This is a genomic window from Streptomyces sp. NPDC056061 (assembly GCF_042266885.1).
Taxonomy (GTDB): domain Bacteria; phylum Actinomycetota; class Actinomycetes; order Streptomycetales; family Streptomycetaceae; genus Streptomyces.
The window spans coordinates 409,809-423,238 of the sequence record NZ_JBHJWQ010000003.1 but is presented as its reverse complement, the minus strand read 5'-3'; the positions used below and the strand labels follow the sequence as shown (position 1 = coordinate 423,238).

Here is a 13,430-nt window from a genome sequence, read left to right as displayed (position 1 = left end):
TGTGACGGAGCTGCCACCCTCGGTGAAGTCGACCGGACCCTCCGACCTGCTGTACAGTCTGTTTTCGCAGCCAGCCGCAAGGCAAGCAGCGAAAACCTGGTCCTGTGGAGCAGTTTGGAGTGCTCGCCACCCTGTCAAGGTGGAGGCCGCGGGTTCAAATCCCGTCAGGACCGCAGTAAGGAAGCCCGGATCCCCTGGATCCGGGCTTTCGTGCGTCTCGGCTCCGGCACCTGCCGACGCACAGTCAGAAGACGGCGGGCTGCCCCGCATCCGGAACGGTCGACCGGCGCCGGACGCACGCCCCGGAGAACCCGCACCGGCGACACTCGTCCACGACGAGGGCGACATGCCCCTCCTCCGGCGCCCCGGCCGGGCAACCGGGCCACCCACCCGGCCATCACCGCGCATTCGGTCACCGCCGCCCGCCCGGCCACCGCCGCGCCTCCGGCCACCGCCGACAGCCGCCACCGCACCCGCCGACCACCATGCCCGACCACCGCGCCCGCACCTCTCCACCCGGACCGGCCCACCATCGACGCGCCGACACCCCCAGGAACCCGCTCCAGGGCCGCCGGCGGGCCCCGGAGCACTCCGACACCCCCGAAACCGTCCGGCGCGCGCCCGAGGCGCCAGAGGGGCGTCCAGGACCTCCGGGGGTGACCACCCGGGAACCGGGGTCAGGACGAAAGTCCCCCGCCGGAGTGACCAACGGCGCACCATTCCGCACTCCGCGAGTGGCAATGTCGTACTTGGCAAGACTCGCACCGTGTGACGGGTGTCACTGAATGAGTTTTGCGAAGTGGTGACTTTACACCCTTCCTACAACTGGCGAATTTAATATGTGCAATTGCACCACCCGGACAGGAGTGCCCGAAGAGGACCGCGAACGCGGTACGGAATCCACTCGGGAGAGCAGTGCACGACGCCACGAACCCTCGGGGCTTCCTCCCCATACGGTGCGGAATGATTTCATCCGGTTCTTCCCGGGTCACCCCTGAAGCCCCCGTCGGAGCCAACCGGACGCCCGGTTTCCCGCGCCTCGTCGGCACCCCGGGAACAGCGCGCACAAAAGCGCGCTCCCGCCCCGGTGGAGGACCTCGGGGCGGGAGCGCGAAAACAAGATCATGCCGAACCCGGCGGAGTACGGCACGATCGCACGACGTACCCGTATTCACGGATGCGGCGCCCGTTGGGGCGGGCGCCCGTCATGTGGAGCTATGGGTGGGCATATGCGGGTTGGGGGACCCGGGAGCCCAGTTGTTGCGCGAGAGCAGGGGTGTCAGGCCTCGCTGCGCTGCTGCGGAATACCCGCAAGCAGTGCGCGGACCTCTGCCTCGCGGTACCGGCGGTGTCCACCGAGCGTGCGGATGGACGTGAGCTTGCCCGCCTTCGCCCAGCGGGTAACCGTCTTCGGGTCCACGCGGAACATCGTGGCAACCTCAGCCGGGGTCAGCAGCGGCTCGGCATCAGGGGTGCGAGCGGTCATGAGCGGCCTCCTCGGGAGAACCGAACCATCTCGGTTCTTTCCTCTAAATTCTGCACCTTGACCCGCGTTGCCCGAAATGGCGGACGCGGGCCGAGTCGGTTATAGGACGAACGGCTTGTCCTCGGCACTACAACTACACCATCCGTCCAGCCACGTCGGCCAAACCGATGGAATTGCCCTCCCAGGTGTTCATCAGCGACGGAAGCCGATGGACCATGCCATAGCGGACAGTCACACCTCCGTGACGATCAGTCACAGAGCGATCAGGAGTCACCAGACCCCCCATAGCGTGCAATACTGAGCAATCCGCCCTTAGTTGGACGGATGGAGCCCTCTCGGGGCTCCTTGTCCTATTTTGGCACGAGGGGTGGGGAACGGCGCAAGGGCCCCGTTAGTGCTATCCATCACGCTTGAGGCAAAGGCCCGGTTCGGGACGTAGGTCCTTCCACCCTCCGGGGTATGTTTCCGCCTCCTCGTTCCCACGTGTCGCACAGCACACGGGTTCAGACGCGAACAAGATCCCGTTCAGTTCGCGAATTGACGATCTTTTACCGCTCGCCAGCGCTCCCCCAGCCGCCCGTACGCCTCGCTCGCCCTCTCGGTGTCCCCGGCCCGCAGCGCCTCCAGCCCCTCCGCCGCGTCGGCGGCCGAGCGGTCGGCGGCGAGCCGCTCCGTCGGCAGCGCGTGCACGAGTCCGGCGTAGTCCAGTTCCACCAGCGCCCGCGGGTGGAACTCCTCCAGCCACCGCCCCACCTCCACGAGCCCCTCGGTCAGCGGCCCCTCGTCCACCGACTCGCGCAGTGTCCGCAGCGCCCGTGCCAGTCGGCGCCGGGCCTGGACCATCGGCGTCCGGTAGCGCAGTACCGGCGGTTCGCCCGCCCCGCCCGGCTCCGAGAACTCCCGCTCCTCGTCGGAGAAGAGCACGAACCAGCGCACCGGGACCTGCCACAGCGAGGTGAGGATCCAGGGCCTCGCGTCCGGATTGCGCTCCGCCCACCGCTCGTGATCGGCGACCGCCTGCCCACGCACCACCGGGGGCAGCACCGCGTCGAGCACCGGGCCGGGGAACAACTCCGTCAGCCCGTCCAGGGCCAGCCAGCCACGCAGCCTCGTCCGCCACGGACAGACACAGGTCACACCGTCCGCCTCGGCAACGAACGCGTCCCCGCTCTCGTGCGCCGGCACCGCAACCGGTGGCACGGCGACCAAGTCCGCGAGCGAACGGCGCAGTTCGTCCTGGGCCGTGGGGAGCCGCGAACGCCCGGCGTAACGGGCCCAATGCCTCCGCTCCGGCTCGGGGAAGGCGGCGAGCGGTTCGTACACCCGAAGGTAGGACGCGTAGGGGACGAGCACCGAGGACACCACCGACATGCCTCGAATCGTGTCATGCCCGTACTCCTCCGGGGGGTGATCCTCGGCACTGGGCCGGATCTACCTCCGCGTAGGACATACGCTCATGCCGTCGGACCCGCCTGCCGGCCGGTCCACGGCCCTCCCCACCTTCAGGAGGGTCCTCCGCCGCTTCGTACTTGGGAGTCACCACAGTGACCGATGTGACAGACGGCGTCCTGCACACCCTGTTCCGTTCGGATCAGGGGGGCCACGAGCAAGTCGTGCTCTGCCAGGACCGTGCCAGCGGCCTCAAGGCCGTGATCGCCATCCACTCCACCGCCCTGGGCCCGGCCCTCGGCGGCACCCGCTTCTATCCGTACGCCTCCGAGGAGGAGGCCGTCGCGGACGCGCTGAACCTGTCGCGCGGCATGTCCTACAAGAACGCCATGGCCGGGCTCGACCACGGCGGCGGCAAGGCCGTGATCATCGGCGACCCCGAGCGCATCAAGACCGAGGAACTGCTGCTGGCCTACGGCCGGTTCGTGGCCTCGCTCGGCGGCCGCTACGTGACGGCCTGCGATGTCGGCACGTACGTCACCGACATGGACGTCGTCGCCCGCGAATGCCGCTGGACCACCGGCCGCTCCCCCGAGAACGGCGGCGCCGGCGACTCCTCCGTGCTCACTTCGTTCGGTGTCTTCCAGGGCATGCGGGCCTCCGCGCAGCACCTGTGGGGCGACCCGACGCTCCGTGGCCGAAAAGTAGCGGTCGCCGGAGTCGGCAAGGTCGGCCACCACCTGGTCGAGCACCTGCTCTCGGACGGCGCCGAGGTCGTGATCACGGACGTCCGCGAGGAGTCGGTCCGCCGGGTCACCGAGAAGCACCCCGAGGTCGCCGTCGCCGCGGACACGGAGGCGCTGATCCGGACCGAGGGCCTGGACATCTACGCACCGTGCGCACTCGGCGGCGCGCTGAACGACGAGTCGGTGGCCGCGCTCACCGCCGAGGTGGTCTGTGGAGCTGCCAACAACCAGCTCGCGCACCCCGGGGTGGAGAAGGACCTCTCGGACCGGTCGATCCTGTACGCACCCGACTACGTGGTGAACGCGGGCGGTGTCATCCAGGTGGCGGACGAGCTGCACGGATTCGACTTCGAGCGGTGCAGGGCCAAGGCGTCGAAGATCTTCGACACCACACTGGCCATATTCGCACGTGCGAAGGCAGACGGCATTCCGCCCGCGGCCGCGGCCGACCGGATCGCCGAGCAGCGGATGGCGGAGGCGCGCCGGAGCTGACCGTGGCGGGGGCGTCACCCGGCGCCCTCACCGCGCACGGGCATACGACCCGCCGACCGGCGAGAGAAGACTCACGCCGGTCGGCGGGTCGTATGCCGAGAAGAGGTTAAAATCGCAGTTGACCAGCGAGGACAGGGCGCCTCGCGGGTTCTCTTCCGGGGCGTGTGATGTGGGCGGCGTACCGTATGGCCGCGGAAGCAGGTACCGTTAAAGCCCTACGGGCACGGTCTCTCCGATGAGAGTCCGTCCTGAAACATGAACGCGTGTCAAGACTCTGGGGCCGTCGAGCCCCGTCACCGAGGGGGTCGAGCCATGGGGCGCGGCCGGGCAAAGGCCAAGCAGACAAAGGTCGCCCGCCAGCTGAAGTACAGCACCGGCGGGACTGACCTGTCGCGTCTGGCCAATGAGCTGGGCGCATCGTCTTCAAGTCAGCCACCGAACGCTGAGCCGTTCGATGACGAGGAAGACGACCCGTACGCACGGTACGCGGATCTGTACAACAACGACGACGAGGACGAGGACGAGGACGGCAAGTCCGGTCCTGCGTCAAAGCGCCGCGGCGCTTGACCTCGCGCTGACACATCAACCCGGTCCGGGCCCGTCCCGGACCGGGTTCTGTGCTGTCCCGATCCGGGCTGTTCCGATCCGTTCGATCCGTTCGGCGTTCCGGTGGGAACGCGTCTCTTCGCCCCGCCCCGCGGACGGGGCGAAGAGACGATCCGGGCAGCCCCGATCGCTCGTCCGCTCCCGCACTACCGTGCGTAGTCACCCACCAGCTCCGCACCCGAGGCCTGCTCCCCGCGCTCGGTGATCTCGCCCGCGACCCAGGACTCGACGCCCCGGTCGGCCAGCGTCGTCAGGGCCGCGTCGACGGACTCGGCGGGGACGACCGCGATCATGCCGACGCCCATGTTCAGCGTCTTCTCCAGCTCCAGCCGCTCGACCCCGCCGGTCCTCCCGACCAGGTCGAAGACCGCGCCGGGGGTCCAGGTGGAGCGGTCGACCCGGGCGTGCAGTCCCTCGGGGATGACCCGGGCCAGGTTGTTGGCGAGGCCGCCGCCGGTGACATGGCTGAAGCCGTGCACCTCGGTCGTGCGGGTGAGGGCCAGACAGTCCAGCGAGTAGATCCTGGTGGGCTCCAGGAGCTCCTCGCCCAGCGTGCGGCCGAACTCCTCGATCTGGCGGTCGAGCGACCAGCCGGCCCGGTCGAAGACCACGTGCCGGACGAGCGAGTACCCGTTCGAGTGAAGACCGGAGGACGCCATGGCGATCACCACGTCACCCTTGCGGATGCGTTCCGGGCCGAGCAGGCGGTCGGCCTCGACCACGCCCGTACCGGCGCCCGCGACGTCGAAGTCGTCCGGGGCCAGCAGGCCCGGGTGCTCGGCGGTCTCGCCGCCGACCAGGGCGCAGCCCGCGAGGACGCAGCCCTCGGCGATGCCCTTGACGATGGCCGCGACGCGCTCGGGGTGCACCTTGCCGACGCAGATGTAGTCCGTCATGAAGAGCGGCTCGGCGCCGCAGACGACCAGGTCGTCGACGACCATGCCGACGAGGTCGTGGCCGATGGTGTCGTACACGCCCATCTTGCGGGCGAGGTCGACCTTGGTGCCGACGCCGTCGGTGGCGGAGGCGAGCAGCGGCCGCTCGTAGCGCTTGAGCGCCGAGGCGTCGAAGAGGCCGGCGAAGCCGCCGAGACCGCCGAGGCCCTCGACCTCGGGGCGGCGGGTCTTCTTCACCCACTCCTTCATCAGCTCGACGGCGCGGTCGCCGGCCTCGATGTCGACGCCCGCTGCCGCGTAGGAAGCACCTGTTGTCTCAGACATGGCCTGGGATCTTTCGTGTGGAGATACGGGGCTGGTGGGGCCGGACCGTCACGGCCGACGCAGGGCGTCGGACGCGGCGGTCGCCGCAGGGCCTGCCGCCAGCTCGGTCTCCAGCAGTTGCTTGCCGAGCAGCTCCGGGTCCGGAAGCTCCATCGGGTATTCGCCGTCGAAGCAGGCACGGCACAGGTTCGGCTTGGCGATCGTCGTCGCCTCCACCATCGCGTCGAGCGAGATGTAGGCGAGCGAGTCCGCGCCCATCGAGGTGCCGATCTCGTCGACCGACATGCCGTTGGCGATCAGCTCGGCGCGGGTGGCGAAGTCGATGCCGAAGAAGCAGGGCCACTTCACCGGCGGCGACGAGATCCGGATGTGGATCTCGGCGGCGCCCGCCTCGCGGAGCATCCGGACCAGCGCGCGCTGGGTGTTGCCGCGGACGATCGAGTCGTCGACGACCACCAGGCGCTTGCCCTTGATGACTTCCTTGAGGGGGTTCAGCTTGAGGCGGATGCCGAGCTGGCGGATGGTCTGCGACGGCTGGATGAAGGTCCGTCCGACGTAGGCGTTCTTGACGAGTCCGGCGCCGAACGGAATGCCGCTGGCCTCCGCGTAGCCGATGGCGGCGGGGGTGCCGGACTCCGGCGTCGCTATCACCAGGTCGGCCTCGACGGGCGCCTCGGCGGCCAGCCTGCGGCCCATCTCCACCCGGGAGAGGTAGACGTTGCGCCCGGCGATGTCGGTGTCGGGGCGGGCCAGGTAGACGTACTCGAAGACGCAGCCCTTGGGCTTCGCTTCCGCGAACCGCGAGGTGCGCAGTCCGTTCTCGTCGATGGCGACCATCTCGCCCGGCTCGATCTCCCGGACGAAGCTGGCACCGCAGATGTCGAGGGCGGCGGACTCCGAGGCCACCACCCAGCCGCGCTCCAGGCGGCCGAGCACCAGCGGGCGGATGCCCTGCGGGTCACGGGCGGCGTAGAGGGTGTGCTCGTCCATGAAGACGAGGGAGAAGGCCCCCTTCACGTCGGGGAGCACCTTCGCGGCGGCCTGCTCGATGGTGAGCGGTTCGCCGTCGTCGTCGGTCTGGCCGGCGAGCAGCGCGGTCACCAGATCGGTGTCGTTCGTCGCGGCGACCTGGGTGGCCCGGCCGTCCTTGCGGGGCAGGTCGGCGACCATCTCGGCGAGCTGGGCCGTATTGACCAGGTTGCCGTTGTGACCCAGGGCGATCGAGCCGTGCGCGGTGGCACGGAATGTCGGCTGCGCGTTCTCCCACACCGAGGCACCGGTGGTCGAGTAGCGGGCATGACCGACCGCGATATGGCCCTGGAGGGATCCCAGAGACGTTTCGTCGAAGACCTGCGAGACCAGTCCCATGTCCTTGAAGACCAGGATCTGGGACCCGTTGCTCACTGCGATGCCCGCGGACTCCTGTCCACGGTGCTGCAGGGCATACAGTCCGAAATAGGTGAGCTTGGCGACCTCTTCACCCGGAGCCCAGACGCCGAAGACGCCGCAAGCGTCCTGGGGGCCTTTCTCTCCGGGGAGCAGGTCGTGGTTGAGTCGTCCATCACCACGGGGCACGCAACCGAGTGTAGGCGAGGTCGACCACTGGTCCGAATTCGGGATCGCGCGCCGGGACACCGTGGAAGCGCTCCCGGAGGCAACTCGGGGGCCACTTTCGGCAGTTGCATGGAGTGATGAATTCCGCTTATCGGCCCGACTCCGCCGCCCCGCGAAACAGCAACGGAACGGTTACGGCGCGATCACGGAACGGTCGCGGAACGGGGAACGGGACGGGCGCGAGGCGGCGGCGGCCCGGATCGGCAGGCCGAGGATCGAACGATTCCGGCCATTCGTCTCACCGGGACGGACGGGCCGGACGGTGGCGCTCGGTAAACCGTTCACCGTCCCGGCCCAGGCCCGTGCCGAACAGCCGTTTCGTGGCGAGCCTCACACCGGGGAGGCCCGGTATGAGGCTTCTCGGGACCTGCGACAGCGCGCCCGGCGGACTGCCGCGGGTGATCGACAGGTTCCGGCGGAGGGCCCGCGGTCGGCGGGGGCGCGTGGTCGGCGGGGGCGCGTGGTCGGCGGGGGCGTGGGACGGCAAGGGACGTGCGGCAGCCGGGTGGTCCTGCGGACCACGGGGGGTGCGGACCACGGGAGGTGCGGACGGTGGGTGCCGTGTGGTCGGCGGGGGCGTGCGCTCAGCGCATCAGGGGCAGCAGGGGGGCCAGGTCGGCGCGCTCGCCACTGGCGGCGACCTTCGCCTCGTCGAGCGCCCGCGCCCACTCCGTGCGCCCGGTGGCGAGCCGGATCCAGGTGAGCGGGTCGGTCTCCACGACATTGGGCGGTGTACCGCGGGTGTGCTTGGGCCCCTGGACGCACTGGACGACCGCGAACGGCGGGACGCGCACCTCGACCGATCCGCCGGGGGCCTTCTCCGCGAGGGCGTCGGCGAGCAGCCGGGTGCAGGCGGCGAGCGCCTGACGGTCGTACGGAACGGCGGCTCCGGTCGCCTCGTTCAGGTCGTCGGTGTGCACGACGAGTTCGACGGCCCGGGTGACCAGGACGTCCGCCAGTCGCATGGCACCGACGCGGATGGGCAGCAACCGGTCCCCGGGGACGTCCGGGACCGACTCCCGGAACCGTGCGGCGACCTCCTCGTACAGCGCGTCGAGGTCCGTGTGGTCGGCGGCCGACGCCCTGGTGTCGGCATCGATGCCGGACGCCCGGTCCGCGGTGGAGAACGGCCATTGAAGGAGGGGCGGCCCGAGCTCGGCCGGGGACGGTTCGGGCAGCTCCAGGCCACGGTTGACGTGGGACATCGCCATGGCGAGATGGACGGCCAGCTCGCGCACGGTCCAGTCCCCGAGACGGGTCGGCAGCGCGAGTTGCTCCGGCGTCAGGGCGCGGACGGCTGCGTGGACGTGGGCGAACTGGGCCAGGACGGCGGTGCAGGTCCGGGCCGGGTCGTAGTGGCGGGCGCGTTTGCGGGACGGCGGCATGCCCGGGAGCCTACGACCTCGGCCACGAGGGTCGGCGACGCCCACGGGGTGCCCATGAGGGCCGGCGGCGCGGCGACCGTACACACGCGTGGCCGTGTCCCGCTCCCTCGGGGACGGCGGGTGGGTCCGGGGGCGCCCGGGAGGGCGAGTGCGCGGGGCGCGCTCGCGGCTCAGGACCGGATGGCGAAGGCGCCGAGCCCCTGGTCGAGCAGGCCGAAACCGCGTTCGGCGAGCGCGGCGGCGTCCGGCGCCACCGCCTCCGCCGACTCGCCCGCCAGCAATCGGTCCTGGTTCGCGGCGATCAGGCTGTTGCGGGTGGCGATCAGCTGGGCTGCCGCGATCCGGGCGACCGGCGGCTCCTCCCCCTCCTCGATCAGGACTTGGGCGAGCAGCCCGAGGGAACGCAGGGCGAGCGCCTGAGCCCGGATGAGCAGCGACGGGGTTTCCTGGATCAGCCTGCGCAGCGCCAGCACCATGGGCGCGTCGCTCAGTCCCACGGAAGGGTCGTGCGCCTCGACGGCGGCCAGGAACTGGCGGCGCACGGCGGCGGAGGCGGACTCGCCGGGGGCCCGCTCCCGCACCACCCGGGCGGCATCGCCGATGTGCTCCTCCATGGGGGCGAGGACCAGGTCCTCTTTGCTCGCGAAGTAGTTGAAGACCGTCATCTTCGAGACCTCGGCCGCCTCGGCGATCTCGGCGACCGAGACCTTGTCGAAGCCGCGCTCGGAAAAGAGCTCGGTGGCCGCGGCCACCAGGCGCCTCCGCGTCTGTGCCTTCTTCCGTTCGCGCAGGCTCATCCCCTCGGTCATGGCGACACTGTACCAGGATGAACATTAATCCTGGATGTAATTTTTACCCAGTAAATGTTCCTCTGTGTCGCCTTGCCGCGCCCCCGCAGTCGACCGCGGCACCGGCCCCCGTGCGCCCGCCCGATGGGAACGCGAGCGCGGTCCCGTCGGGCGGGAACGCGAGCGCGGTCCCGCCCGGCGTACCGGTCGGGACCGCACCACACGGAACCGGTGCCCGTTCCGGCACCGGCGCGTCAGCCGAGCAGGCCCGGAATGGTCTCCTCGTGCGCGGCCCGCAGTTCGCTCAGCGGGACGCCGAACTCGCCCTGGACCTCGATCTCCTCGCCGTCCACGACACCGATCCGGGCGACGGGCAGACCCCGCGCCCCGCACATGTCGTTGAAGCGGAGCTCCTCGCTGCGCGGAACGGAGACGACCGCGCGCCCCGCCGACTCGGAGAAGAGGAAGGTGAACGCGTCCAGCCCGTCCGGCACGACCAGCCGGGCGCCCTTCCCGCCGCGCAGGCAGGACTCGGTGACCGCCTGGATCAGACCGCCGTCGGAGAGGTCGTGCGCGGCGTCGATCATGCCGTCGCGGGAGGCCGAGATCAAGATCTCGCCGAGCAGCTTCTCGCGCCCCAGGTCGACCTGGGGCGGCAACCCGCCGAGGTGGCCGTGGACGACCTCGGACCACGCCGAACCGCCGAACTCCTCGCGCGTCTCGCCCAGCAGGTAGAGAAGCTGGCCCTCCTGCGCGAAGGCGACCGGCGTGCGCCGGGTGACGTCGTCGATCACACCGAGCACCGCCACGACCGGGGTCGGGTGGATCGCCGTCTCGCCGGTCTGGTTGTACAGCGACACATTGCCGCCGGTGACCGGGGTGCCCAGCTCCAGGCAGCCGTCCGCCAGACCACGGGTCGCCTCGGCGAACTGCCACATGACGTCCGGGTCCTCGGGCGAGCCGAAGTTCAGACAGTCCGAGATCGCGAGCGGCTTGGCGCCGGTGGCGGCGACGTTGCGGTACGCCTCCGCCAGCGCGAGCTGCGCGCCGGTGTACGGGTCGAGCTTCGCGTACCGGCCGTTGCCGTCGGTCGCCATGGCCACGCCCAGGTTCGACTCCTCGTCGATCCGGACCATGCCGGCGTCCTCGGGCATCGCCAGGACGGTGTTGCCCTGCACGAACCGGTCGTACTGGTCCGTGATCCAGGACTTCGACGCCTGGTTCGGGGAGGAGACCAGCTTGAGGACCTGCTCGCGCAGCTCGGCACCGTTCGCCGGGCGGGCCAGCTTCCCGGCGTCGTCGGCCTGGAGCGCGTCCTGCCACGACGGGCGGGCGAACGGGCGGTGGTACGTCGGACCCTCGTGGGCGACGGACCGCGGCGGCACGTCCACGATCTGCTCGCCGTGCCAGAAGATCTCCAGCTGGGACCCCTCGGTCACCTCACCGATGACGGTGGCGATGACGTCCCACTTCTCGCAGATCTCCAGGAAGCGGTCGACGTGCTGCGGCTCGACGATGGCGCACATGCGCTCCTGCGACTCGCTCATGAGGATTTCCTCGGGCGAGAGGGAGGAGTCGCGCAGCGGCACGGTGTCCAGTTCGACGCGCATGCCGCCGGAACCGGCGGAGGCCAGCTCGGAGGTGGCGCAGGAGAGCCCGGCACCGCCGAGGTCCTGGATGCCCGCGACGAGCTTCTCCTTGAAGATCTCCAGGGTGCACTCGATGAGGAGCTTCTCCTGGAACGGGTCGCCGACCTGGACGGCGGGGCGCTTGGCCGGCCCCGTCGACTCGAAGGTCTCCGAGGCCAGCACCGAGACGCCGCCGATGCCGTCGCCGCCGGTGCGGGCGCCGTAGAGGATCACCTTGTTGCCGGGGCCGGATGCCTTGGCGAGGTGGATGTCCTCGTGCTTCATCACGCCGATGCAGCCGGCGTTGACCAGCGGGTTGCCCTGGTAGCAGGCGTCGAAGACGACCTCGCCGCCGATGTTCGGCAGGCCCAGGCAGTTGCCGTAGCCGCCGATACCCGCGACGACGCCCGGCAGGACACGCTTGGTGTCGGGGTGGTCAACCGCACCGAACCGCAGCGGGTCGACGACGGCGACCGGGCGGGCACCCATGGCGAGGATGTCGCGGACGATGCCGCCGACGCCGGTGGCCGCGCCCTGGTAGGGCTCGATGTACGAGGGGTGGTTGTGCGACTCGACCTTGAAGGTGACCGCGTAGCCCTGGCCGACGTCGACCACACCGGCGTTCTCGCCGATGCCGACGAGCATCGCGTCGTTGGCGGGGACCTTCTCGCCGAACTGCTTGAGGTGGACCTTGCTGCTCTTGTAGGAGCAGTGCTCGGACCACATCACGGAGTACATGGCGAGCTCGGCGCCGGTGGGACGGCGGCCCAGGATCTCGCGGATCCGGGCGTACTCGTCCTCCTTCAGGCCGAGCTCCTTCCAGGGCTGCTCGACGTCCGGGGTCTCGGCCGCGTGCTTGACCGTATCCAGGCTCATGCGTTGACCAGCTTCTTGATGATCGAGGTGAAGAAACCGAGACCGTCGGTGCGCCCGGTTCCGATCAGCGGCTCGACGGCGTGCTCCGGGTGCGGCATCAGACCGACGACGTTGCCCGCGGCGTTGGTGATGCCGGCGATGTCGCGGAGCGAGCCGTTCGGGTTCATGTCCAGGTAGCGGAAGGCGACGCGGCCCTCCGCCTCCAGCTCGTCGAGCACGCGCTCGTCGGCGACGTACCGCCCGTCCATGTTCTTGAGCGGTACGGAGATCTCCTGGCCCGCGGAGTAGTCCGAGGTCCAGGCGGTCTCCGCGTTCTCGACCCGGAGCTTCTGGTCGCGGCAGATGAAGTGCAGGTGATTGTTGCGCAGCATCGCGCCGGGTAGCAGATGCGCCTCGGTCAGGATCTGGAAGCCGTTGCAGATGCCGAGGACCGGCATCCCCGCGCGGGCCTGGTCGATGATCGTCTCCATGACCGGCGAGAAGCGGGAGATGGCACCGGCCCGCAGATAGTCGCCGTAGGAGAAGCCGCCCGCCAGAATGACCGCGTCGACCTGGTGCAGGTCCTTGTCGCGGTGCCACAGCGGCACGGGTTCGGCCCCGGCGACGCGTACGGCCCGCAGGCTGTCCTGGTCGTCGAGCGTGCCGGGAAAGGTGACGACTCCGATACGAGCAGTCACTTCGACTCCTCGGCCTTCTCCACCTTCACGGTGAAGTCCTCGATGACGGTGTTGGCGAGGAAAGTCTCGGCCATCTCGTGAATGCGGGCGAGGGCGGCGTCGTCGACCGGCCCCTCGACCTCCAGCTCGAAACGCTTTCCCTGACGTACGTCCGCGATTCCCTCGAAGCCGAGACGGGGCAGTGCGCGCTGCACCGCCTGTCCCTGCGGGTCGAGGATCTCGGGCTTGAGCATGACGTCGACTACGACGCGTGCCACTGGCACTCCCGTGTGGTGTGGTGCGACTGGTTCTCCGGAGGGCTCCCCTGACCTCCGCAGCTTCCCTCAGCGTACCTGGCCCGAAATTCTACGCGAGTAGATATCAATCGCCCGGATCACGGCGAGATATCGGACTCGGCGCACCTCCGGGAAAAATCTGCGAAAAGATTCATCACCGAAGGTGCACATAGAAGGCTGACACGCGGAGACAATTGGCCGGGCTTCACAATGCGGTACCGACCGCTGTACAAATGATTACCAGGGAA

At 69.7% G+C, this 13,430-nt stretch carries 11 protein-coding genes and 1 tRNA gene; 3 read left to right on the top strand and 9 right to left on the bottom strand.

What is annotated here, in order from left to right; translation table 11 throughout:
• The first annotated feature begins 98 nt into the window (after window positions 1-98).
• Window positions 99-173: transfer RNA gene (locus tag ACFC79_RS07935), tRNA-Asp, on the top strand.
• Between the two features lie 1,106 nt (window positions 174-1,279).
• Here ACFC79_RS07935 and bldC read toward each other — a convergent pair.
• The gene (bldC, locus tag ACFC79_RS07930; protein WP_003949541.1) at window positions 1,280-1,486 is read right to left on the bottom strand and encodes a developmental transcriptional regulator BldC; all 207 of its coding nucleotides are present in this window, start codon (window positions 1,484-1,486) and stop codon (window positions 1,280-1,282) included.
• A 525-nt stretch (window positions 1,487-2,011) separates the two neighbouring features.
• Window positions 2,012-2,857, bottom strand: a complete 846-nt coding sequence (locus ACFC79_RS07925) for a hypothetical protein (RefSeq protein ID WP_376236596.1) — start codon at window positions 2,855-2,857, stop codon at window positions 2,012-2,014.
• A gap of 173 nt (window positions 2,858-3,030) precedes the next feature.
• Between ACFC79_RS07925 and ACFC79_RS07920 the strand changes: the two genes are divergently transcribed.
• The gene (locus ACFC79_RS07920) at window positions 3,031-4,113 is read left to right on the top strand and encodes a Leu/Phe/Val dehydrogenase (protein ID WP_376236594.1); all 1,083 of its coding nucleotides are present in this window, start codon (window positions 3,031-3,033) and stop codon (window positions 4,111-4,113) included.
• Window positions 4,114-4,425: 312 nt separating this feature from the next.
• Window positions 4,426-4,680 carry a DUF3073 domain-containing protein gene (locus tag ACFC79_RS07915; RefSeq protein WP_376236592.1) on the top strand — a complete coding sequence of 85 codons (255 nt, stop codon included), beginning with the start codon at window positions 4,426-4,428 and terminating at the stop codon, window positions 4,678-4,680.
• Between the two features lie 185 nt (window positions 4,681-4,865).
• On the opposite strand, the gene purM is transcribed toward ACFC79_RS07915, so the two are convergent.
• The 7 genes from purM to purS form a co-directional block, all read right to left on the bottom strand.
• Entirely contained in the window at window positions 4,866-5,939 is a 1,074-nt protein-coding gene (gene purM / locus ACFC79_RS07910) for a phosphoribosylformylglycinamidine cyclo-ligase (RefSeq protein ID WP_376236590.1), read from the bottom strand.
• 48 nt (window positions 5,940-5,987) lie between these two features.
• On the bottom strand, window positions 5,988-7,514 hold the full coding sequence (gene purF / locus ACFC79_RS07905) for an amidophosphoribosyltransferase (protein WP_376236587.1): 1,527 nt from the start codon (window positions 7,512-7,514) through the stop codon (window positions 5,988-5,990).
• Between the two features lie 623 nt (window positions 7,515-8,137).
• Entirely contained in the window at window positions 8,138-8,938 is an 801-nt protein-coding gene (locus ACFC79_RS07900) for a sterol carrier family protein (protein ID WP_376236585.1), read from the bottom strand.
• Window positions 8,939-9,108: 170 nt separating this feature from the next.
• Entirely contained in the window at window positions 9,109-9,747 is a 639-nt protein-coding gene (locus tag ACFC79_RS07895) for a TetR/AcrR family transcriptional regulator (protein WP_376236582.1), read from the bottom strand.
• 233 nt (window positions 9,748-9,980) lie between these two features.
• Window positions 9,981-12,230, bottom strand: a complete 2,250-nt coding sequence (purL, locus tag ACFC79_RS07890) for a phosphoribosylformylglycinamidine synthase subunit PurL (protein ID WP_376236580.1) — start codon at window positions 12,228-12,230, stop codon at window positions 9,981-9,983.
• Window positions 12,227-12,907, bottom strand: coding sequence for a phosphoribosylformylglycinamidine synthase subunit PurQ (gene purQ / locus ACFC79_RS07885; protein ID WP_376236577.1), 681 nt, complete (start codon window positions 12,905-12,907; stop codon window positions 12,227-12,229). The genes purL and purQ overlap by 4 nt, the downstream gene beginning before the upstream one ends.
• On the bottom strand, window positions 12,904-13,164 hold the full coding sequence (gene purS, locus ACFC79_RS07880; RefSeq protein WP_311311191.1) for a phosphoribosylformylglycinamidine synthase subunit PurS: 261 nt from the start codon (window positions 13,162-13,164) through the stop codon (window positions 12,904-12,906). The genes purQ and purS overlap by 4 nt, the downstream gene beginning before the upstream one ends.
• Between the last annotated feature and the right edge of the window lie 266 nt (window positions 13,165-13,430).